We start from the raw sequence: 21,000 nt of genomic DNA on the forward strand, positions 1-21,000 counted from the left end.
TCCCCCGCTGCCGTCGAGATGCCATGCGCCGCTTTTCCCCTCTCCCTTGCGTGAATGACTGATGCCTGGTCAGGTTTTTCCCTGGCGCCAGGGTAACCAGTTCACGCTGCTCAACGATGGCCCGGCGTTCTTCCCGCGGATGATCGCCTGCATCGACGCCGCTCGTGAAACAGTCGAACTCGAACAGTACCTGGTGTGCAGCAGCGCCTGTACCGATGCGCTGCTGCGCGCCCTGTGCGAAGCGGCCGAGCGGGGCATCACGGTGCGTTGCCTGTTCGATGCCTTTGGCTGCCAGGCGCTGAGTGCCGCCGACCGCCAGCGCATGCTGGACGCCGGTATCCAGCTACGCTGGTACAACCCGGTGCGCTGGCGGCGTGGCGTGCGCAACCTGTACCGCGACCACCGCAAGTTGCTGGTGGTCGACAGCCAAGTGGCCTTCGTCGGCGGCACTGGCTCGACCGATGACTTCTGGACGCCAAGTGAGCCCGAGAGCGCCTGGCACGAAGTGATGGTGGAGATCGACGGGCCGCTGGTGGCCGACTGGCTGCAACTGTTCGACCGCCAGTGGCAGGCCAACAATTCACGCTTCGCCTGGCGCCCCTATCTCACGCCTCACCGCCAACCCTTGCCTCATCGTCCGGCAGAGGGTGCCGGCTGGGGGCGGGTGGCCTATGCCGATGCCCGCCAGCATCGCGACATCCTGCAATCGCTGGTCCGCGCGCTCAACGGCGCCCAGCACCGGGTGTGGCTGGCCACGCCTTACTTCCTGCCCACCTGGCGCGTGCGTCGGGCGCTGCGCAAGGCGGCAGGTCGGGGGGTGGACGTGCGCCTGCTGCTCAGCGGCCGGCACACCGACAACCCGCCAGTACGCTTCGCCGGGCAGCGTTACTACCCACGGCTGCTGCGTGCCGGCGTGCGCATCTTCGAGTTCCGCCCGCGCTTTTTACACTTGAAGATGGTGCTGGTGGATGAATGGACCAGTGTCGGCTCCTGCAACTTCGATCACTGGAACCTGCGCTTCAACCTCGATGCCAACGTCGAGACGCTGGACGCCGCCTTCACCACAGCAGTGCAGCAGAGTTTCGAGACCGATTTTCCGCAGAGCCGCGAGGTCGACCTGCAGATGTGGCAGGCACGTCCGTTCTGGACGCGCGTGCGTCAACGCATCTGGGGCTGGGCGGATCGGCTGATCGTCAACCTGCTCGATCGACGCCGCTGATTCGCCCCAGGATGCGCAGGTACAAACGCATGGTGGTGCCTGCACCGGGCGCCGTTTCCATCCGTACGTCGCCGCCCGTGGTGTTGGCGAACTCGCGGGCCTGAGCGAGGCCCAGGCCGGTGCCCTTGCCGGCCTGCTTGGTGGTGAAGAAGGGATCGAAAACCTTCGCTGCCAGCTCGGCGGACATGCCTGGGCCGTCGTCGCGAACGCTCAGCACCAGGTAGTTGCCGTCGCTGAGCTGGCCGTCGCCGGTCAGTTGCTGCTGGTGTGTGGCGATCAGCACCTGGCCGCGGCCCTGCATGGCATCGCGGGCATTGCTGAGCAGATTGAGCAACACCGCCTGCAACTGCACCTCGTCGCACATCACGCCGACATCACGCGCGCTGAGGTCGAAGCTCAGGCTGATGGCGTCGCCCAGGGTGCTGGCCAGTAGCTCGCGTGCGGCATCGAGGCGTTCGCTGATATCGATGCACACCAGCTCCGGGCCGTCCTGGCGGACGTTGGCGAGCAACTGGCGGATCAACTTGCCGCCTTGCTCCACCGCCTGCAGGCCGGTCTGCGCGAAACGTTCCACCTCCGCCGGGCGCCGAGCCCTTAGCTGGGCCATCTGCAGGCTGGTGCTGAGCACCTGCAGCAGGTTGTTGACGTCATGGGCGATGCTGGCGGTGAGCATGCCAAGGGAGGACACGCGGCGCGCATGACGTAGCGACTGCTCGGCCTCGCGATGGCGCGCCTGGGCCTGTTCCAGTTCAGCGAGCAAGGCATTGGCACGCCGCTCGCGTTGCGATTCCAGCAGACGTAGCTGCAGCAGCGCGGCGGTCTGCCGGGCCAGCGCCTGCAATGCCCGGCGCTGGTGGTCGGGGAGGGTGCGTGGCCGCGTGTCGATCACGCACACGGTGCCCAGAGGTTGGCCGGCGTCGGTGCGGATCGGTGCGCCGGCATAGAAGCGGATGTGCGGCTCGCCGAGTACCAGGGCGCTGTGCTGAAAGCGCGGATCCAGCAGCGCGTCCTCGACCACCAGTACGTCATCGGGTTCGAGAATCGCATGGGCGCAGAACGCCAAGTCGGGTGCGTCTCGCGCACGTCCAGGCCAATGCAGGCCTTGAACCATTGGCGCTCGCGGTCGACCAGGGAAACCAGGGCGATGGGGGTGTCGCACAGGGAGGTTGCCAGCAGCACCACATCGTCGAAATTATGCTCGGGCGCCGAATCGAGAATGTCCAGGTGTTCGAGCAAGAGCAGGCGCTCTTCTTCGTCGTGCGGCACAGGGGCAGGGCGATGGGGCATCGGGGGGGACCGCGCAAGGAGTGGCGGCATGATGCGCCGTACGCTGTACAGGTGGCAAGTGACTTGTCGGTCAGGCCGACGCATCGATCGGGCCACACCAAGCTACCCGAAGCCCTTCGCTTGAAAGTGTGAACCCGCTTTTCGCCCTTTCGGTCACAACCTGCAGATGGCCTTGAAAGGCCGCGAACAGCCGTTAGCCGATGAGGTGATTCCATGCAGATTTTCCAAGCGTTGCGCGAGAGCCATGACCGCCAGCGGGCGATGGCCGAAGCGTTGCTCGCCACCACAGGCGATTCCCCCGAGCGGGCCCAACGTTACAGCGAGCTGAAGGACGAGTTGCTGGCCCATGCCCGGGCCGAGGAGCGATTCTTCTATTCGCCGCTGATGAAGCATGACGCTGGCGTGGATCTGTCGCGCCATGGCGTGGCCGAGCATCACGAGATGGACGAGCTGCTGGAAACCATGGAAGACACCGACCCGTCGAGTCCGTCTTGGATCGCCACGGCGCGCAAGCTCAAGGACAAGATCTTCCATCACCTGGAAGACGAAGAGCACACCTTCTTCCAGCAGGCCGGAAAGATGCTCAGCGACCAGCAGAAAACCGCCCTCGCCAACCAGTACGTAAAGGACTACGAGGAAGCGCTGAACTGACCGGCGCTTGCCTCGGGCTCTTTACCCTGCAAGTGACTCGCGCACCAGCGAGGTCGGGGGCGAGTCTGCAGCTGGGTACGGAGCAGCGCCCATGAGCTGCCTAGCCTGGGTGGGCCGTACCTGACTGTGCCACCCGGGGTGCAGCCTGCGGCGCAAGGCCCATATCGTTCCCTTCGATTGCATTGATGAATCGATACTTGCGCCGATTGGTAGCGATTGGCGTCCGAGCGCCGGTAACTCACCACCACCCAACTGAGTGCTTGTACACCCCATATTTGCTGTAGAACTTCTCGCCGCCGCGCTGCTCGAATCGAGGACAGGGGCGCTTCATCGGCCTCGCCAGCAGCGTGATAGGTAAGCCGATGCCAACAGGTGGCAAGCAGGATTTCCGGGTCGACAACGCCTCCTCGGGCGATATTTCCGGCTCGGGCAAGAACATCTTCTTCGCGGCGGTGGAAACCACCCGCATGCCGATGATCGTCACCGACCCGAATCGGCCCGACAACCCGATCATCTTCGCCAACAAAGCCTTCCTGGAAATGACCGGCTACGATGCGGACGAGATCGTGGGCAAGAACTGCCGATTCCTGCAGGGCGCGGAAACCGATCGCTCGGTGGTGACCCAGGTGCGCGAGGCCATTCATGCGCGCCGGGAAGTCTCGGTGGAATTGATCAACTATCGCAAGGACGGCTCCACGTTCTGGAATGCGCTGTTCATCTCGCCGGTCTACAACGATGCCGGCGAGTTGATCTACTTCTTCGCCTCGCAGCTGGACATCAGCCGTCGTCGCGATGCCGAAGAGGGCCTGCGCCAGGCGCAGAAGATGGAAGCGCTGGGCCAGTTGACCGGCGGCATCGCCCACGACTTCAACAACCTGCTGCAAGTGATGATCGGCTACCTGGAGGTGCTCGAGCGTTCGGCCAACAAGCCTGAATACGATCAGGACCGCATCCTGCGTTGCGTCAACAATGCCCGTAACGCCGCCGACCGCGCTGCCACGCTGACCCAGCAATTGCTGGCGTTCTCGCGCAAGCAGAAGCTCGAAGGTCGGGTGCTCAACCTCAATGGTCTGATTAGCGGTTTTCAGGAACTCGGCGAACGTACCCTGGGGCACGCCAATCTGCGCCTGACGCTCGACAAGGCCCTGTGGAACTGCCGCATCGACCCGACCCAGGCCGAGGTGGCGTTTCTCAATATCCTGATCAATGCCCGCGACGCTCTGGAAGGGCGCGAGCAACCCGCGGTGCACATCGAAACCAAGAACGTGGCGGTCGAGGAACTTGGCAGCATGTCCTACGACGGCTTGATGCCCGGGCGTTACGTCAGCGTGGCGATCACCGACAACGGCGTGGGCATGTCCGACAGCGTGAGCAGTCGGGTGATGGATCCGTTCTTTACCACCAAGGACGAAGGCAAGGGCTCCGGGCTTGGCCTGTCGATGGTCTATGGCTTCGTCAAGCAATCCGGCGGCACCGTGCGCATCTATTCCGAGGAGGGCGTGGGCACTACGCTGCGCCTGTATTTCCCGGCCGACGACAGCCAGGTGATCCACAGCCCGGCCAAGGAACGTACCAACGAACGCAACGGCACCGAGCGCGTGCTGGTGGTCGAGGACCGCCCTGACGTGGCCGACCTCGCCCGCATGGTGCTGGAGGACTACGGCTATGTCGCCGACATCGCCCTCAATGCGCGCGAAGCGCTGCTGCGCCTGGATGTGGCCGACTACGACCTGCTGTTCACCGACCTGATCATGCCCGGCGGCATGAACGGTGTGATGCTGGCGCGCGAAGCGCGGCGTCGCAAGCCGGGGCTCAAGGTGTTGCTGACCACCGGCTATGCGGAAAACTCGCTGGAGCGTACCGATGCCGGCGGCAGTGAGTACGATGTGATCTCCAAGCCGTACGTGCCCAACGAGCTGGCGCGCAAGGTGCGCCAGGTGATCGACGGGCCGACCGGCGTAGGTTGAAACAGCCAGCCGCACGCGCCGCAATGCGGCGCCGGACGAGTGGTCGCAAGACTATACGAACTGTTCTGCGTGTATCCGCCTCACAAAGGTATGGACAAATACATCAGCAGATTCACGACGGAAACCGGCTGCCAACTCGAACTCGAAAGAGGCCCTACCGGCATATGCTTCAAGGCGATGTCCAGCGCTGGGCATTGTCTAGGGCAACGGCATTTGAGCACGTCACAACTGGGCAACGGTGCCCTCGTGCAAGCGGTGATGCTGGACTTCATTGCCCAGATCAAGCGCTTGCAGGAACTCGATGGTCGAATCGTCTCGCTGCCGACCCGTGCCTTCATCCAGGACGCCGACTCCGCCCCCGACCGCTGATTTCGATTGCGGCATGCACAAATCCCCTCGCAAACGGCTGTTTCGCAGCTACCGTGCCTGAAGACGCGCTGTATAAAGTGGAGCCCTTTCGCTGGTACAGGCCGTCGCCCCATGAATCTCTGGTTCCGTCTTTTCCTGATGCTGCTGCGCCGGCCCTGGCGCAAACCCGTTTCGGCGTTCGATACCACCGTGGTGCGCATGCGCGTTTGGCCGCTGGATCTCGACCTGAACCGTCACGTCACCAACGGTCGCTACTTTACCCTCGCCGACATCGGCCGCATGGACTACGTGCTGCGCAGCGGCGCGTTCCGGGTGGCGCTGCGCCAGCGCGCGCTGCCCATCGTCGGTGACGTATGGGGCAAGTTCCGCCGCGAGCTGCGGTTGTTCGAGCGCTTCGAAATCCACACCCGCATGCTCGGCTGGGACGACAAGTGGAGCTTCATGGAACACCGCTTCGTCAAGGATGGGCGGGTGGCTGGCGTGGTGATCATGCGTGGTCTGTTTCGCGGCCGGCATGGCAACGTCCCGCCAGCCGACTTCGCCGGCGAGCTCGGCCTGCCAGAGCAGTCGCCAGCGCTGGCGGACTGGCTCCGTGAATGGTCAGCCAGTTGCGACGGGTTGAGCAACCAGTTGCGTACCGAAGAGCAGTAAGCGTCAGCGATACGTCCGGGACTGCCCGAGGTATCGCCGACGCTGCAGTTACCTCGCTGGATCAGAAGTCCAGGGTCAACCCCGCATACAGCGCCCGTCCATCGCCTGGGGCGTGCAGCGATTGCCGTACGCCCGCGCTGTCGTCATACCAGGCGTATTCGTAATAGCGGTTGGTGATGTTCTTGGCTTGCAGGTCGACACTGAGTGTCGGTGAGACCTGATAAACCGCACCCAGGTTGAGCAGAACATAGTCACCGTATTTACCCGTGCTGTTGGTGCGCTCCAGGTAGTAGTCGCTCTGCCCATTGGCCCAAGCCGATAGCTGCAGTGCGGGCGTCAGCTGATAGGTGGTGCCCGCGGCGTAAAGGTGATGTGGAACGTGATCCATCTCCTTGCCCTTGCTGGCCGGCAGATTGGGGTTGGGCTTGAGAATCTCGGAGAACTGCCGCGAATAGGACAGCCAGATGCTGCTGGCCTCGGTCGGGTACAGGTTCACTTGCAAATCCCAGCCCTTACGCAGGGTTTGCCCAACGTTTTCGGCATCGCCCACCGCGTCATTGAGCTTGCGCTGCACTTCGTCCGAGGCCTCCTGTTCCCAATAGGCGATGCGCCCATCCAGCCAATCGGCAGGCCTGAACTTGATGCCGGCTTCCCAGCCATCGTTGATCGACGGTTTCAGATCGTCGCTCTGGCTTGCCAGGCGATAGGCCGCCGAGCCAACACCGACCTGGTAGCTGCGCCCCCAGTTGGCATAGAAACTCGCCTGTTGCCACGGCGAATAGACGACGCTGAGTTTGGGCTGCTTGATCAGGCCGTAATCGTTTAGGTCGGCGCGCTCATTCGTCAGTTCGTTGCGGTAGTTGCCGTACAGCTTGTCGACGCGATACGCCGGGATGATCTTCAGCGTGTCGGTTGGCTCGATAACCGCCTGCAGGTAGGCGCCGTAAACGCTCAGGTCGAAATTCTGATCGCGGGTTTGCGTTACGCGGCTGCGTTGCAGGGTTCGGTAGCGAAGGCTCTCGTTCTCCTGGCGCTGTACCTCGGCGCCGCCCTCGAGCGCGAAAGCATGCAGGTGCTCTACCTCCGGCCGCCAGGTCAGGCTGCTCAGCGCGCCATACTGGGTTTCATCGGCATAACGTTCCTGTTGCGACGAGGTGCGCCAGTACTGCGTCCAGCGCCGGTCTTCGAAGGTATTCACATAGGCCTTGCTGGCCAGGCTCAAGGTGTCGGTGAGGTTGGTGTCGAGGTGCAGGCTGATCTGGTTCATCTCACGTTCACCGGTATCGGTGGCGTTGTTGACATATGACTGGTGTGGGCGGTCGTGTGAGTCGAAGCGGCTCAGGTAGCCGGGCTCGTCTGCATCGGCCTTGTAGTGCCGGGCGATCAAACCGGCGCGCCAGGCATCGTTATCGGCGGTGTAGAACCATTTGCCCGAGAAACTCATGCGCGCAGCGTCGGCGTGATCCCGGTAGCCGCTGCTGCTCTGGTAACTGAACGAATAGTTCTGGCTCCAGTTAGCGTCTTCGATGCCCTTGAGCACCTGCAACTCGCGGGTGTCGAAGCTGCCATAGCGCAGGCGCAATTTGCCGTCGTTGCCGCCCTGGCGGGTGTTGATGCTGGCGTTGCCGGCAATGTTGTGCAGCCCGTAGCGTGGGTCGTTGGTGCCGCGTACCACTTCGATGCTGTCGATCTCCAGCGGGAACACCATGTCGATGAAGGGCATGTTGCCGTCGTTGGTATTGCTGGGAATGCCATCGATCAGCAGCTTGACGGCATTCACCTCACCTTCGCCGTTAAAACCGCGAAACGACAGCTTGCCGGAAGTGGTGCCCTGGTTGAATTGCGTGAGCATCACGCCAGGCGCGCGGCTGAACAGTTCCCAGCTGTATTGCACCGGCTGCTTTTCGAGCGTGTCGGCGCCCAGTACGTCGACCGAGCTGAGAATGTTGCGGCTGGTCAGGGGGCCGGTTTGCTCGCCGACCACACTGACTGCGCCCAGGGTGACGACGGAGTCGCCGGCATTGCGGGTATCGGCGATGGCCGAGGTCAGTGGTGCAGCAGTGAACAGACAGGACAGCATTACGTGAGGCGCAGAACGGCGCACTGCTGGTAGCAGAGTGGTGTGTGTGGTTTTCATTGAGGTGTTTCCACGCAGATAAGTGACGCTGATTCGCGGCTGCGCGAGCGCGCAGACTGTTGGAGTCAGGCTGATTGGGTCACACGGCGAGGAAGCGGGTAGGGGACGCGCGAGGATTCAGGGAGGGCCGTAGATAGCGCGGTGGCGGTTGCGCCAGGCTGCGTTCGAGAGTCGGCGACGGTATGGCCGACTGAAGGTGGCCGATGTGCCACGAGGCGGTGTTGAGGGCGAGGGTCAGGGATGTGGAGGAGCACAGTGGGCAGCTGAACTGCGCACTCATTTGCTGAGACTGGCTGGAGTTGCTGTCGTTGTAGCTTTGGCCGTGATCGCTGCCAAAGGCGCAGTAACCACCACTCAGGCCGCTGAGGGTCAGACCGCTCATTTGGCCGTGGTGAATACCACAGACGAACAGGGTGAACAGAACGCTGGCGTACAGCGTCCATGCAATCAGCGACCGTTCAGCGCGTACGAATTTCATGGGGCCGAACTTTACCACCACGGTAAGGTTTGGCGCGGTCGCTTGGCGTGGTGAATTGCCGCATTGGCAGAGGCGGGCGGGGCGCGGAGAGTCGGTCCCCGCGCCCGTTGTGTTTCAGGCGCACAGGTGTGCGCCAATGATCAGGCCAGCGTCGCGAGGTCGGCGGCGTTGAAGCCTGGCAGCGGCTCACCATTGCGCACCTTGTTGGCCCAACCGGCATCGGAGATTAGCACGCGGCCTACGGCGATCAGGTCGAACTCCTCACGCGCCATGCGCAGGTGCAGCTTATCCAGCACCGCAGCGCCGGAGCCCTTGCCGCCGAAGGCGCCGAAGAAGTCGCCATCGAGCCCCACCGAACCGACGCTGATGGTCGCCGCACCGGTGAGCTTCTTCGCCCAACCGGCGAAGTTCAGGCCCTCGGCGCCGTCCAGTTCCGGAAATTCCGGTTCCCAGAAACGCCGCTGCGAGCAGTGCAGGATATCCACGCCGGCTTCGACCAGCGGCGCCAGCCACTCGCTCATCTGCTCCGGCGTAGTGGCCAGGCGCGCGGCGTAGTCCTGCTGCTTCCACTGGCTGACGCGCAGGATCAACGGGAAGTCTTCACCCACCGCAGCGCGTACCGCGCGGACTGCCTCGGCGGCGAAGCGCGAGCGCTCGGCGATCGTGGCACCGCCAAAGGCATCGGTGCGGGTGTTGGTGCCGGGCCAGAAGAACTGGTCGATCAGGTAACCGTGGGCGCCGTGCAGCTCCACGGTATCGAAGCCCAGGCGCTTGGCATCGGCAGCGGCCTTGGCGAAGGCGGCTACGGTATCGGCGATGTCTTCCAGACTCATCGCCGCGCCGCGCGGATCATCCGGCCCCACCAGCCCGCTGGGGCTCTCGACCGGCGCTTCAGGCTCCCAGCCGCCCTGGCCACGGGTCGAGCCGGTGTGCCAGATCTGCGGCCCGATAAGCCCGCCAGCGGCATGCACGGCCTTTGCTACTTCACCCCAGCCGGCCAGCGCCGCGTCGCCGTGGAAGAAAGGGATGCCCGGCATGTTGCGCGAAGCCGGGCGGTCGATCACCGTGCCCTCGGTGAGAATCAGGCCGACACCGCCTTCGGCGCGGCGGCGGTAATACTCGGCGTGTGCCTCGGCTGGAATACCTTTTGGCGCCATGGCGCGGGTCATCGGCGCCATGACGATACGGTTGGGGAGTGTCAGGCTTTTCAGCTTGAAAGGGCTGAACAGAACGTCGTCGGACATGAACACCTCATCTCGGGTTGAATGACCGCTGCGGTCAGCGGCTTGCTGCTTGCACATAAAGGTATGGCTGGACTGGGGCGCAACGGCGGCCGCAATCGACAGCGAAGCGCCGTCATATGCCCATGACCCTCATCGCCTTGCAAGCGTCGGCGCGCCGCTGATACGTACGCCATTCATGGCGCGAATACCGGGGACGTATTGCCGTCGAGGGTTAAGATTATGTTCATAATCTTTTATGTCAATATTTTGATTATGATTGACATCTATGTATGCTGAGGTCATTGAGTCGAGCATCAATGCAGAGGCGGCGATATGCGCGTAAGCAAAGCCCAGGCCCAGGCGAACCGGGCGCTGATCGTGGAGACGGCATCGCAGCTGTTTCGGGAGCGCGGTTATGACGGCGTCGGCGTTGCGGATCTCATGGCCGCCGCCGGCTTCACCCATGGCGGCTTCTACAAGCACTTTGGCTCCAAGGCAGACCTGATGGTGGAGTCCGCGGCCTGCGGCATCGCGCAAACCCTGGAGCGCAGCCAGGAATTGGACGCGCAGCAGTTCTTCGAGGGCTATCTGACCCGCAGGCACCGCGATACCCGCGACCACGGCTGTACGCTTTCCGCCCTTGGCGGGGATGCGGCGCGCCAGCCCGAAGCGCTGAAGGCGATCTTCGCCGACGCCATCGAGGCCCTGCTCACCAGCTTGGCGCGCAATGGCGAGCAGGAAGCAGACGAGCAGCAGCGGGCCAGGCTCATTGGCCAGCTCGCCCAGGCCGTAGGCGCCATCGTGCTGTCACGTGCCTGCCCCGATGACTCGCCCCTGGCCGATGAAATTCTCGGCGCCTGCCGCGCGCCGCAGCCCGACGGTACACAATGACACTCCGTTCACCGATGCGCATTCGTCACGTACTGGGAGATCGCCATGACCCTTCATTATCTCGATGACCTCGCCCCCGGGCAGCATTTCACGGGTGCCACCCGGGCGCGCGTTGACGAAGACGCCATCAAGGCCTTTGCCCGTGAGTTCGACCCGCAACCCTTTCATCTCGATAACCAAGCGGCGCGCCAGTCGCTGTTCGGTTCGCTGGCGGCCAGTGGCTGGCATACCGCGGCACTGACCATGCGCTTGCTGGTGGACTGCGAGCCGAAGTTGGCCGGTGGCATCATCGGTGCCGGTTTCGACGAACTGCGCTGGCCACTGCCGGTGCGGCCCGGCGACGAGCTGCGGGTCGAACTGGAGGTGCTGGAGGTACGGCCGTCCAGGAGCAAACCTGGCCAGGGCCTGGTCAAGCTGCGCACCACCACCCTGAATCAGCACGATCAGGCCGTACAGATTTCCGTGGGCAATCTGGTGGTGCCGCGGCGTAGCTGAACGACACGCTCGACCAGATGCACTGCCGGTAGTGCGGGTGGGTAGTTGCCGAAACACGCTGACCGAGCCAAATTCCTCTTTGAACAGCATGATGGCGTATAGCTATTTGGTGTCTTGACGCAGGCCGCTCTGTACTGCCGGGAGAGGGCATGGATTCGCTGAGCAAATCGCAACTCAAGGAGCTGGTGCGACGGGTGATCGTCGCCCAGGGCAATGCCTTCATCAAAGAGCTGCTGCGCAGCACCACGGCCAGAATCGGCGCGACCAAGGAAGATTTCACTGCCAGCCTTGACGCGGCCATCGATGCCGACGAGCTGACCCAGGAAAAGCTCGAAGCCTGGCTGGCGGAAGTCGAGGGTTGGGGTGACCAGCACCTTTACCTGATCGCGCCGCCCGAGGTTGATGGGGTGCAGCTGGCTGCCGGTATCGCCTCGAGCCCCCATGCCGAAGTGCTCGGCGCCAGCGCCAGCCTGGATTTCCCGCAAGCCCTGACGCTCACCCATATCGCGCTGTCCGATACCGGCCTGTCGCTGCTCTGGCATCAGGGCAAGGCCGGTTGGAATCGTTTCAAAGCCAAGGATTTCACCCTGGAGGAAGGGCTGGATCACTACCGCTTCGACGCCTATCGGCAGCGCCTGGATCGCAGTGTGGTGCGCTTCGAATGGCGCTTTGCCGATCCTTACTGTCTGGTACTGATTCACCGCAACCCCGAGATCGATCACAAAGCGGTTTTTCAGGACATCCGCCGCACGCTGGCCGCCATCGGTTGCCCGGACGCCGCGGCGAAACCCATTCCCCTCGACCAGGCCGTCAAGGTGGCGGCGAGCAAAGGCAAGGGCGTGCATTCGACCCGCTTCGAACTCGATGGCGGTTATGTGGAGATGGCCTCGACCCTGGCCGACGGCGGCATCGACGCCGTCGAGCCGGTGCGTGTGGTGTTGCAGGCAGTGGACACCGGCCAGTTCGACCGTGCCCAGGGCATGCTGCATTTCGCCGCCGAAGAACACGGTACCAGCCGGCGCATCGCCGTGCAGGTCTACGGCCGTGAAGCACGGCTGCGCATCTGGGCGCAGTGCAAACGTGAAGACGTGCTGCGCATCGTCGAGCTGCTCTGGGCATACAACGGCGCGCCATGACTACTGCACGGTCAGACCGCTGGCAGGCGGAAATCGACCGGCGCCTGAGCCAGGGCGTCGAGCTGGAATTTACCCTGGCGCAGTTCGCCCAGGCGGTCGAGGTGGCGCCTGGCGATACCGAGCTGCAGGCGTTTCTCGATGGCCTGGCCAGCGCCCAGGCCGCCGTGCGCCGCGATGCCTACCGTTGCCCCATGGCGGGGTGCGCGCGTTTGTTGCCGGCAGGCGTGGCCAATACGTTCTGCCCGTTCTGCCAAGCCGACTTTCAGCAACAGGGCGTCGAGCCCGAGGTCGAGCCCAGCTACCGATTGGTGGGCGAGAGCAGCCGCGACATTCGCTGGGTGATCGTCATCCACGGCATGAACAGCCGGGCCAAATGGCAGGAAGCGTTCAGTTGGGAAATCGCCAACCGGCTCAGCTATTCGGCGCCGGTACTGATCTACAAGTACGGCTGGGCGACCATCGACGTATTCGCCCGCTGGCTGCACGTGCGTCTCGCCAGGCGCCTGGGCGAGCGCATGCGCATCGCCATCGCGGAGGCGCGAAAGAGCCGCCTGCCCGACAGGCCGGACATCATCGCCCACAGCTTTGGCACGCTGCTGCTGGCGCGGGTGCTGGAGAACCCCGAGTTCGCCGATCTGCAGTTCGGTCGCATCATCACCGCGGCGAGCATCGTGCGCCCGGACTACGACTGGGATCGGCTCATCCAGCAGGGGCGGGTGGAGGCGGTACTCAACCATGTCGGCGCTCAGGATCGCGCCGTGCCGTTCGCCGAGTACGCCATTCCCGGTGCCGGGCCCGGTGGAGCGGTGGGCTATCTGGCCAAGTCGACGCTCAACGTGCGCGCCGACGGGTACGGTCACTCGGGGTTCTTCGTCCCGGAGAACCTCGGCGTGGCGATCTCTCGAGGTGGACTCTGGCAGGGCTTTTTGACACGCCCGTTGGCGCACTTTCGCCCGGCTGGTGCCTTCGTTGCCGAGCCGCACTGGCGACCGGCACCGTTGCCGGCTCGGGTATGCACGCGAGCGCTGGCCTGTGGGTTGTTCTGGGTGCTGGCGCCGTTCTCGTGGCTACGGCGCAAGATCGATCCTTAGAGCCCGTTCACAATCTTTAAGCCCAGGTTCGGCGACTTTGGCGGCTAATTGGCGGAAGCGGCCATCCACCTATTCTGCGGGAGCGGGCCATGCCCGCGAAAAAATCGCCAGCATGGACCAGGCGTCCTCTCCCGCTCCCGCAGTTAGTTACTCAGGCGGCGACGCATGGCCTGTGCTGCCCGATCCGTCCACCATTGCTGGTCGCATCGGCAGACAACCAGCGTGCCACCTGATCGCTCAAATCCGCGGTGCGCTCTTGATCGTCGACAGGGCGCGCTCGATGGCTTCGTGGGGTGTCGAGGGCATGGGTTGCTCGACGTAGTTGTACTTGCTGTTGTCGAGAACCAGTATCTGGGCTTTCTTTGCCAGCTTGTCGACGTCGTAGCCCAGGTCGATGCAGGCGCCCAGCATGGCCATTATGGCCTGTTCGAGCACTCGTTCACTCTGTGTAGCCATTTGCGCACCTCGGTCATGGCCTGTCGCTGGCCGGCTCGGGCACGGATGATCCATGCCCTACTGGTGAAATATGACTACGGGCGAGGCGCAAGGATTCAGGAGAAGTTGGCCGCTGCGGGCTACCTGCCGATGAGTGACCGGTCGGGTTGCACCTTGGGCTCGGAAACGGCGGTTCTGACGAGAAAATCAAGAGCGCTCGCACAGTGCCATAAATGCCAGGGTGCTAAGATGGCTGCCGCCTTTCGCAGCATGCGCACCATGCGCCAGGCCAGGAAGGCCGAACATTCCCATCATGGACATGCATTGAGCAGACGATGAACAAATTAGCAGCAGTAGCAGTAGGGCTGGTGGCGGTCGGTGCACTCAGCACGGCCGGCGCCTGGTACACCGGCACCCAGTTACCCGGCGTTCTCAACGACCTCATCGAGGAATCCAATCGCCAGGGGGCTGAAGCGCTGCTGGGCAGCGGAGCCAGCTTCAAGCTGGAGCTGGTGTCGCTGGAGACTCGTCTGTTCACCAGCACCGCGCGCTACAAGTTCAGCTTCGATGCGCCGTCCGAAGAGGGCGAGGCGCGGCACATGGAAGTACTGCTGCTGGACAACATCGAGCACGGCCCGCTGCCGCTGTCGCGCCTGATGCGCCTGAACCTGTGGCCGGTCATGGTCGCCAGCAACTACCAGCTGGAACCCAACGAGCTGACCCAGAAGTGGTTCGATGCCGCCAAGGGTGCTGCGCCGCTCACCGGCCAGGCCAGCCTGGATTATAACGGCGCCAGTCGCGGTTCGCTGGTGCTGACGCCGCTGGATTTCGCGCCGTCGCCAACTTCCACGGTCAACTTTTCCGGCATGACCCTGGACTTCGAAGCCAGCAAGCACGCCAAGGAAGTGCAGGTCAGCGGCGCCATGGACAGCCTGTCGATCACCAGCACCGAGAACACGCCGGTGCAGGCCGACCTGCATGGGCTGACCCTGACCAGCGACCAGCGCCTGGGCAGCGCCGATTTCTACGTCGGCGACAGCAGCATCAAGCTGGCCACCGCGCAGATCAAGGTCGGTGACAAGCCTGCCGTGCTGATCAAGGACATCGCCCAGGTCGGCAGCCTGCAAGAAAGCGGCAGCATGCTCAACGGGCAGATCGGCTATGACCTTGGCATGGTCAGCTACGACGGCCAGGACATCGGCGGCCTGCGCACCCTGTGGGCCATCAAGAACTTCGACAGCGCGGCGCTGCAGTCGCTGTTCAAGCTCTACCAAGACAAACTGACGCCCATCCAGAAAGCCCAGGCCCTGGGTGAAAAGGCTTCCCAGCTCGACTTTTCGGTCGACGAAGAGGCGCGCATGAAGGCCGACCTTGAGAAGCTGCTGGCCGGCAAACCACAGCTGGCAATGGATAACCTCACCCTCACCACGCCCCATGGCCAGGCCTCGCTGCGGGTGGTGGTGGACATGGACAAGCCCGAATCCTTCGAGCTGCCGCCAGACGAGCTGGGCCGGCAACTGATTGGCCAGCTGGATGCCAAGCTGTCGGTCGCCAAGGCGGTGATCGGCGATGGCGTGCGCATCCAGGCCATGGTCGAAGGCGTCACCGATGCCCAGGCCGTCGAGCAGCAGGCGGCGATGATGACCGAGATGGGCAGCGGCATGGCGCTCGGCACCGGCCTGGTGACCCTGGAAGGCGAGACCCTGCAGTCGACCCTGCATTACGCCGACAACAAGGTGACCTTCAACGGCCAGGACATGAGCGTCGACGAGTTCGTCATGCTGGTGATGTCCAAGACCGGCGGCATGGGCGGTGCTGATGCGTCGGTCTACGGCGGCGCGCCGGAAGACATGGGCGGCTACGACGACGGCGCTGACACCCAGGCGCCCGCTCAGGCTGAGTGATTCCCTCGCGTGAATGCAAAAAAGCCAGTCGGAAGACTGGCTTTTTTGTGGATGAGGTGCGGGCTCAGAAGCTGTATTTGGCGGTCAGCATCAGGTTGCGCGGCATGCCGTAGGTGTCGCCGCCGTAATCCACCGAACTGGCAATCGACGAGTAGTACTTCTTGTCGAAGATGTTGTTGGCATTGAGCTGCAGGTCGAGGTTCTCGTTTACCGCATAGCCTGCCATCAGGTTGGTGAGGGCGTAGGCGCCCTGCTTGAGGCGGTAGCTGCTGCCATCGTCCAATGGGATGTCGTTGTAGAGACGGCTCTGCCAGGACAGATTGCCACCCACGCGCAGCTTCTCCAGCGGGCCTTGGAAGCGGTATACGGTTGAAAGCTTGAACAGGTGTTCGGGGAGATCGGTATCGAAGCGCTGGTTTTCGTTTTGCGGGTTGGCGGCATCCTTCAAGATGTGCACTCGAGCGTAGGTATAGCCTGCTCCGAGCTGCCAATTCTCGGTAAGTGCGCCTTGTAGCTCCAGATCGATGCCCTCGCTGCGTACCTCGCCGGAGGCCAGGTAGCAGGCGCTCTGCGGACAGCCCAGCCTGGATGTTTCTACTGCACGGTTCTCCTGGTCGATGCGGAAAAGAGCTGCGCTGGCGTTCAGGGCACCGTCGAAGTATTCACCCTTGATGCCCACCTCGTAGTTCTTTCCCTCGATGGGCCTGACTGGAGAGCCGGTGATGTCTTTTTCGGTTTGTGGTTTGAAAATGTCGCTGTAACTCACGTAGACCGAGTGGTGATCGTCCAGGTCGTAGATCAGCCCGGCTAGTCGGGTGACGTTACGGGTTACCTTGTAGTCGGCCGCTGAGCTTTCCTTGTCGTCGTAGTCGTACCAGTCCAGGCGCCCGCCGAGGATCAGTTTCAGCGGGTCGGCCAGGCTCAGGCGGGTGGTCAGGTACACGCCGTCCTCGGTAGTGACCGTGCGCTTGCTGCCGGTGCGCGTGAAGTCCGGTTTGCCGGCATCGAGCGGCCAGTACAGATCGTAAGGGCTGTAGCTGTGGGTGTTCATGTCTGTGATGCGCTTGCTGGCGCCCACCACCAGTTCATGGGAGCGCCCAAAAGCCTCGAACGGGCCACTGACAAAACTATCCAGGCCGAGCTTGTGCTCGTCATATTTGGCTTGCCAGACGGTTCGCTCAAGGCTGTTGTCAGCTGCCCAGCGCGACAGGTAGGAGCCTGAGAAAATAGCATTCAGGTCGGAATAATTGGCATTGACCTGCAGCTTCCAGTCATTTGCCAATTGTTGACGCAGTTCGGCGAACAGCGTGTTGGTTTCCTGCTCCTTGTTCTCCCAGTCGGTACCCGGATTATAGGAGCGCGGCAGATCCTGATGGCGGCCGTCCAGGCCGATCATCGATGCCCCCCAGAAATAGTTGGTCTTGTCCTTCTGGTGCGAGAAGCCGACGGCCAGGGTGGTGTCGTCGTTCAGGTCCGCCTCGGTAATGGCGTAGAACAGGCCGTGATCTTCCTCGGCGCCGTCGACGAAGCTGTTGGCGTCGCGGTACGAGGTCACTACCCGGCCGCGCAGGGTACCGCTTTCGTTGAGCGGGCTGGAGGCGTCGACTTCGCCGCGGTAATCGTCCCAGCTACCGGCTGCGCCTGTGAGGGTGACGCGCTGATCGGCCAGCGGCCGCTTGCGCACCATATTGACTGCCGCCGAGGGGTTGCCTGCGCCAGTGACCAGGCCGGTGGCGCCGCGCACGATCTCCACCCGGTCGAACATCGCCAGGTTCGGTTGCACGCCCACACCTACACCGTTGTAGCCGCTGGGGATGCCGTCATACATCAGGTTGTCGATGTCGAAACCGCGGGCGTAATAGGTCTGCCGGCCTGGGCCGTCCCCATAGCTTAGAAATACACCTGGCGCGGCGTCGATGGCGTCATTGATGCTGGTCATACCCATATCATCCATACGCTGCCGTGTGATCACGGTGACCGCCTGGGGCGTTTCGCGCATGGTCATGGGCAGCTTGGTGGCGGTGGACATGGCACCTGTGGTGTAGGAGCGCGAGCCTTCGGTGGTGCTGCCCAACTGAGTGTTGGTGATTTCGGTGGCGCCCAGTTCCATCACGCCAACGTTGCCCTCCGGTGCCTCGCTGCTTTGCTGAGCCAGGGCCGGCGCCATGGTGGCCATGCAGATGGCGAGAGCCAGGTGGTTGCGGGGCGCAGTGAAGCAGCGAGGTGGGGCGAGACGCGACATGACGGGTTCTCTGTCAGATAAGTAGGAGGCGTTATGATTGTGATAATCGTTACCATTATAGTCTCAAGATATTTCCGGATGACAAAGCGCCTTTCGCGAATTCGTCGATTCTTCAAGGGTTTATCGATTAAAAGTGGCTAGGGTCTGTTCCCGTTTCAGCGCGAGCCGCGTTGCAGCGAGAAATGGCCTCCGGTTAGGCGCAGGACGCAGGGAATGGTCGCTCCTTTGCCAAGTCCTGCAACGACAGCGGAGGTCATTTCCCGCGCAACCTAGGCGGCCCCACCCGGAGGGCCGGGCCAGTTTTTGCGCGACGCAGCGTTACTCGATGGCTCATTTGGCCTACCAAACTTCGCATCTCGTGCCTTGCTTCGCGCAAAAGCTGGCTCCGGCGCGGCCGTGCGTGAAACGGGAACAGACCCTTAGCGTCAGCTTTCCGCCGCCGTTCAATGAGGGTATTTACGATGATTGGCAAGCCAGCCTGGGACGACTCGAAACCTGTGCTGAGGCCTGCGCGGGTTACCGATTTACCGGCCATCTACCGCGGCGAACTGGGCTATATCCGTCAATGGGAACCGCAGCATGAGCAAGCCTGGCAAATGGCTGCCGAGCGGCATCTCGCGCAGTGGGTCGAGAACTTCGAGCGGCTGACCATCGTCTGTGTCGATGACCAGCTCGTCGGCTATTCGCTATGGGCCGATGAGCTGGGGCACGCGGAGCTGTACACCCTGCATGTCAGCGAGGCATACCGGCGAAGAGGAATCGGCCAGATGCTGGTCGGGGCCTATATCGACAGCGCCCGGCAGGTGGGCTTCGAGACGCTGAGCCTGCACGTGCGTGCCGATAACCCGGCCCGGCGGCTCTACGAGCGTGCCGGGTTCGCCCATCTCGGGGCCAACGCCCTCGGCTACCTGCACTACGAGCTGCAGGTGGCGGATTAGCGGCCTGCGGGGGCCGGCGCCGTTGGCTTGAGCGGTCGGGTGCTGGGCAGTAGCGCGGTGGCCAGGCCCAGCAGCGGCAGGAAGGACACCAGGTGGTAAACCCAGATGATGCCTTGCACGTCGGCCAGCTCGCCCAGGCCGGCTGCGCCGATGCCGCCGATACCGAACATCAGGCCGAACATCAGCCCGGACACCATGCCGACGCGACCCGGCACCGCTTCCTGGGCGTAAACCACCAGGGCCGCGAACGCCGATGACATCACCAGGCCGATCATGATCGCCAGCACTGCCGTCGCCGTGGCGCCGACATAGGGCAGGGCCAGGGCGAAGGGCGCCACGCCCATGAAGGAAATCCAGATCACCGCCTTGCGGCCGATGCGGTCGCCCACCGGGCCACCCACGAAGGTGCCGAGCGCCACCGCAGCGAGAAAGATGAACAGGTAGATCTGGCTCTGCTGAACGCTCATGGCGAAGCGCTCGATCAGGTAGAAGGTAAAGAAGTTGGTGAACGCCGCGATGTACACGAACTTGGCGAACATCAGCACGCAGATCACCGCGATGGCCTGGATCACCTGGCCGCGGTTCAGGCCGACCGTCTGTTTGCTGGCCAGGCTTTTCAGCTTCGCCTGGCCGTGATGGACGCTCCAGATGGTGAGGCGGCAGAGCACGAAGATCGCCAGGGCGGCGGCTAGCATGAACCAGGCGATGGCATGCTGACCGTAGGGGATGACGATGGCCGCCGCCAACAGCGGCCCCAGGGCCGAGCCCGAGTTGCCGCCGACCTGAAAGGTCGATTGCGCCGTACCGAAGCGCCCGCCGGAGGCCATCCGCGCGATACGCGACGCCTCGGGGTGAAAGGTCGCCGAGCCCACGCCCACCACCGCCGCCGATAGCAGCAGCATCTCGTAGCTGTTGGCGAAGGCGAGCAGGGCAATACCGATGAAGGTCATCACCATGCCGGAGGGCAGCAGGTAGGGTTTTGGGTGCTTGTCGGTGTACATGCCGATCCAGGGCTGCAGCAGCGAGGCGGTGATCTGGTACACCAGGCCGATCCAGCCGATCTGCGCGAAGCTCAGCGAGAACTGGGTCTTGAGCATTGGGTAAACGGCTGGCATCACCGCCTGGATCATGTCGTTGAGCAGGTGCGAGAACGCGGCGGCGCCGACGACTGGCAGCAGAAAACCATGGGCCTGGACAGGCGGGGCGACGTCGTTGGTAGCGAGTTCGGGTGAATCGAGATCGGTAGTGGTTTTCATACGCAAGGCTTCGAGTGGCTGCAGGGCCGGCTGGCATCCGGATGCCTGCCTGGCCAAGTGGCGGGACAGGGCGCCAAGCTTACGGCTGCAGGCCGCGCCTGTCTCGCCTGATTCGGCAACGGGTTAAACTTCTGCGCCGCCTCACGGGTCGATTTCGGGACAGACAGCGACCAAGCGACGAGGGCCCATGTACGACCACCACTGCACCGCGCTGGCAAATTCGGGCCGCAACGGATCTACCCCATGAGTCGCCACGACGCGGCAGCCCTGACCACCCCAGACGGCCGCTATCTGGTCATCAGGGGCCGGCTATGGCGCCTGTCCAACCCCGCCTTGAGCGAGTCGCGGCGCCAGGTCCTGGTCAACGAGCTCATGGACGCTCGGCGCCTGGTCAAGGCCGCCAAGGCAGCAGACGACGCCGCAGCGCTCGCCCGCGCCCGCGCCCAGGTGCAGGCGGCCAAGGTCGGCCTGGGTGAGCGTGGCCCGGTGTGGTGGTGCGATGGCACGCCGGATTACAACCGCTATCTGGTCGCCAATACGCCTTACGCCGACTGGTTCGAAACGCTTGAGCGCAAAGGCATGGCGGATCGAAGGTGATCGAGGCCGGCGACCCGCGCGCGGGGGGCTGGG

At 63.4% G+C, this 21,000-nt stretch carries 18 protein-coding genes and 1 pseudogene; 12 read left to right on the forward strand and 7 right to left on the reverse strand.

From position 1 onward, the window contains the following. Nucleotides 1-61 precede the first annotated feature (61 nt). The gene (locus tag BVH03_RS21360; RefSeq protein WP_075963072.1) at nt 62-1,219 is read left to right on the forward strand and encodes a phosphatidylserine/phosphatidylglycerophosphate/cardiolipin synthase family protein; all 1,158 of its coding nucleotides are present in this window, start codon (nt 62-64) and stop codon (nt 1,217-1,219) included. On the opposite strand, the pseudogene BVH03_RS21365 reads toward BVH03_RS21360, so the two are convergent. Continuing rightward, a pseudogene (locus tag BVH03_RS21365) lies at nt 1,194-2,506 on the reverse strand (sensor histidine kinase). The gene BVH03_RS21360 and the pseudogene BVH03_RS21365 sit on opposite strands and share 26 nt — an antisense overlap. A gap of 213 nt (nt 2,507-2,719) precedes the next feature. Between BVH03_RS21365 and BVH03_RS21370 the strand changes: the two are divergent. The 4 genes from BVH03_RS21370 (at nt 2,720) to BVH03_RS21380 (ending at nt 6,144) form a co-directional block, all read left to right on the forward strand. Further along, nucleotides 2,720-3,157, forward strand: coding sequence for a hemerythrin domain-containing protein (locus tag BVH03_RS21370; RefSeq protein WP_075963073.1), 438 nt, complete (start codon nt 2,720-2,722; stop codon nt 3,155-3,157). Nucleotides 3,158-3,519: 362 nt separating this feature from the next. After that, complete coding sequence (locus tag BVH03_RS21375) at nt 3,520-5,124, forward strand: histidine kinase famiy protein (protein ID WP_075963074.1); 1,605 nt, start codon at nt 3,520-3,522, stop codon at nt 5,122-5,124. Between the two features lie 213 nt (nt 5,125-5,337). After that, a complete protein-coding gene (locus tag BVH03_RS26470; RefSeq protein ID WP_168175656.1) occupies nt 5,338-5,493 on the forward strand; it encodes a hypothetical protein in 156 nt (51 codons plus the stop codon). Between the two features lie 111 nt (nt 5,494-5,604). Then, nucleotides 5,605-6,144, forward strand: a complete 540-nt coding sequence (locus BVH03_RS21380; RefSeq protein ID WP_075963075.1) for an acyl-CoA thioesterase — start codon at nt 5,605-5,607, stop codon at nt 6,142-6,144. A 61-nt stretch (nt 6,145-6,205) separates the two neighbouring features. Here the strand turns inward: BVH03_RS21380 and BVH03_RS21385 are convergent, their stop codons facing one another. From BVH03_RS21385 to BVH03_RS21395, 3 genes are all read right to left on the reverse strand, one after another. Then, nucleotides 6,206-8,224 carry a TonB-dependent receptor gene (locus tag BVH03_RS21385; RefSeq protein WP_075963076.1) on the reverse strand — a complete coding sequence of 673 codons (2,019 nt, stop codon included), beginning with the start codon at nt 8,222-8,224 and terminating at the stop codon, nt 6,206-6,208. Between the two features lie 136 nt (nt 8,225-8,360). Then, complete coding sequence (locus BVH03_RS21390; protein WP_075963077.1) at nt 8,361-8,759, reverse strand: DUF2946 family protein; 399 nt, start codon at nt 8,757-8,759, stop codon at nt 8,361-8,363. 140 nt (nt 8,760-8,899) lie between these two features. Then, on the reverse strand, nt 8,900-10,003 hold the full coding sequence (locus BVH03_RS21395; RefSeq protein WP_075963078.1) for an NADH:flavin oxidoreductase: 1,104 nt from the start codon (nt 10,001-10,003) through the stop codon (nt 8,900-8,902). Nucleotides 10,004-10,315: 312 nt separating this feature from the next. Here BVH03_RS21395 and BVH03_RS21400 point away from each other — a divergent pair, with 312 nt between their 5' ends. The 4 genes from BVH03_RS21400 (at nt 10,316) to BVH03_RS21415 (ending at nt 13,595) form a co-directional block, all read left to right on the forward strand. Further along, nucleotides 10,316-10,873: a TetR/AcrR family transcriptional regulator gene (locus tag BVH03_RS21400; RefSeq protein ID WP_075963079.1), complete on the forward strand. Its 558-nt coding sequence runs from the start codon at nt 10,316-10,318 to the stop codon at nt 10,871-10,873. Between the two features lie 45 nt (nt 10,874-10,918). Continuing rightward, nucleotides 10,919-11,368 (forward strand): MaoC family dehydratase, encoded by a 450-nt coding sequence (locus tag BVH03_RS21405; protein ID WP_075963080.1) that lies wholly within the window; start codon nt 10,919-10,921, stop codon nt 11,366-11,368. 149 nt (nt 11,369-11,517) lie between these two features. Continuing rightward, the gene (locus BVH03_RS21410) at nt 11,518-12,504 is read left to right on the forward strand and encodes a hypothetical protein (RefSeq protein WP_075963081.1); all 987 of its coding nucleotides are present in this window, start codon (nt 11,518-11,520) and stop codon (nt 12,502-12,504) included. Then, entirely contained in the window at nt 12,501-13,595 is a 1,095-nt protein-coding gene (locus BVH03_RS21415) for a hypothetical protein (protein ID WP_075963082.1), read from the forward strand. The genes BVH03_RS21410 and BVH03_RS21415 overlap by 4 nt, the downstream gene beginning before the upstream one ends. A 237-nt stretch (nt 13,596-13,832) precedes the next feature. Here the strand turns inward: BVH03_RS21415 and BVH03_RS21420 are convergent, their stop codons facing one another. Further along, nucleotides 13,833-14,051 (reverse strand): hypothetical protein, encoded by a 219-nt coding sequence (locus BVH03_RS21420; RefSeq protein WP_143486028.1) that lies wholly within the window; start codon nt 14,049-14,051, stop codon nt 13,833-13,835. A gap of 314 nt (nt 14,052-14,365) precedes the next feature. Here BVH03_RS21420 and BVH03_RS21425 point away from each other — a divergent pair, with 314 nt between their 5' ends. Continuing rightward, entirely contained in the window at nt 14,366-15,934 is a 1,569-nt protein-coding gene (locus BVH03_RS21425; RefSeq protein ID WP_075963084.1) for a YdgA family protein, read from the forward strand. Nucleotides 15,935-15,998: 64 nt separating this feature from the next. On the opposite strand, the gene BVH03_RS21430 is transcribed toward BVH03_RS21425, so the two are convergent. Further along, nucleotides 15,999-18,176 (reverse strand): TonB-dependent siderophore receptor, encoded by a 2,178-nt coding sequence (locus tag BVH03_RS21430; RefSeq protein ID WP_075963085.1) that lies wholly within the window; start codon nt 18,174-18,176, stop codon nt 15,999-16,001. Between the two features lie 461 nt (nt 18,177-18,637). Between BVH03_RS21430 and BVH03_RS21435 the strand changes: the two genes are divergently transcribed. Continuing rightward, the gene (locus tag BVH03_RS21435; RefSeq protein WP_075963086.1) at nt 18,638-19,114 is read left to right on the forward strand and encodes a GNAT family N-acetyltransferase; all 477 of its coding nucleotides are present in this window, start codon (nt 18,638-18,640) and stop codon (nt 19,112-19,114) included. Here the strand turns inward: BVH03_RS21435 and BVH03_RS21440 are convergent. Next, nucleotides 19,111-20,370, reverse strand: a complete 1,260-nt coding sequence (locus tag BVH03_RS21440; protein WP_256574779.1) for an MFS transporter — start codon at nt 20,368-20,370, stop codon at nt 19,111-19,113. The two genes, BVH03_RS21435 and BVH03_RS21440, sit on opposite strands and share 4 nt — an antisense overlap. Nucleotides 20,371-20,613: 243 nt before the next feature. Between BVH03_RS21440 and BVH03_RS21445 the strand changes: the two genes are divergently transcribed. Beyond that, the gene (locus BVH03_RS21445) at nt 20,614-20,967 is read left to right on the forward strand and encodes a hypothetical protein (protein WP_075963087.1); all 354 of its coding nucleotides are present in this window, start codon (nt 20,614-20,616) and stop codon (nt 20,965-20,967) included. Nucleotides 20,968-21,000: the final 33 nt, after the last annotated feature.

This window comes from Pseudomonas sp. PA15(2017), assembly GCF_001945395.1.
Classification (GTDB): domain Bacteria; phylum Pseudomonadota; class Gammaproteobacteria; order Pseudomonadales; family Pseudomonadaceae; genus Aquipseudomonas.

Bases quoted from the DNA above. Each gene is read 5' to 3' on its own strand.
- BVH03_RS21435 (WP_075963086.1), top strand. From the start codon at position 18,638: ATGATTGGCAAGCCAGCCTGGGACGACTCGAAACCTGTGCTGAGGCCT.
- BVH03_RS21410 (WP_075963081.1), top strand. From the start codon at position 11,518: ATGGATTCGCTGAGCAAATCGCAACTCAAGGAGCTGGTGCGACGGGTG.
- BVH03_RS21415 (WP_075963082.1), top strand. From the start codon at position 12,501: ATGACTACTGCACGGTCAGACCGCTGGCAGGCGGAAATCGACCGGCGC.
- BVH03_RS21400 (WP_075963079.1), top strand. From the start codon at position 10,316: ATGCGCGTAAGCAAAGCCCAGGCCCAGGCGAACCGGGCGCTGATCGTG.
- BVH03_RS21430 (WP_075963085.1), bottom strand. From the start codon at position 18,176: ATGTCGCGTCTCGCCCCACCTCGCTGCTTCACTGCGCCCCGCAACCAC.
- BVH03_RS21395 (WP_075963078.1), bottom strand. From the start codon at position 10,003: ATGTCCGACGACGTTCTGTTCAGCCCTTTCAAGCTGAAAAGCCTGACA.
- BVH03_RS21440 (WP_256574779.1), bottom strand. From the start codon at position 20,370: ATGAAAACCACTACCGATCTCGATTCACCCGAACTCGCTACCAACGAC.
- BVH03_RS21390 (WP_075963077.1), bottom strand. From the start codon at position 8,759: ATGAAATTCGTACGCGCTGAACGGTCGCTGATTGCATGGACGCTGTAC.
- BVH03_RS21425 (WP_075963084.1), top strand. From the start codon at position 14,366: ATGAACAAATTAGCAGCAGTAGCAGTAGGGCTGGTGGCGGTCGGTGCA.
- BVH03_RS21420 (WP_143486028.1), bottom strand. From the start codon at position 14,051: ATGGCTACACAGAGTGAACGAGTGCTCGAACAGGCCATAATGGCCATG.
- BVH03_RS21375 (WP_075963074.1), top strand. From the start codon at position 3,520: ATGCCAACAGGTGGCAAGCAGGATTTCCGGGTCGACAACGCCTCCTCG.
- BVH03_RS21445 (WP_075963087.1), top strand. From the start codon at position 20,614: ATGAGTCGCCACGACGCGGCAGCCCTGACCACCCCAGACGGCCGCTAT.
- BVH03_RS21380 (WP_075963075.1), top strand. From the start codon at position 5,605: ATGAATCTCTGGTTCCGTCTTTTCCTGATGCTGCTGCGCCGGCCCTGG.
- BVH03_RS21360 (WP_075963072.1), top strand. From the start codon at position 62: ATGCCTGGTCAGGTTTTTCCCTGGCGCCAGGGTAACCAGTTCACGCTG.
- BVH03_RS21370 (WP_075963073.1), top strand. From the start codon at position 2,720: ATGCAGATTTTCCAAGCGTTGCGCGAGAGCCATGACCGCCAGCGGGCG.
- BVH03_RS21405 (WP_075963080.1), top strand. From the start codon at position 10,919: ATGACCCTTCATTATCTCGATGACCTCGCCCCCGGGCAGCATTTCACG.
- BVH03_RS21385 (WP_075963076.1), bottom strand. From the start codon at position 8,224: ATGCTGTCCTGTCTGTTCACTGCTGCACCACTGACCTCGGCCATCGCC.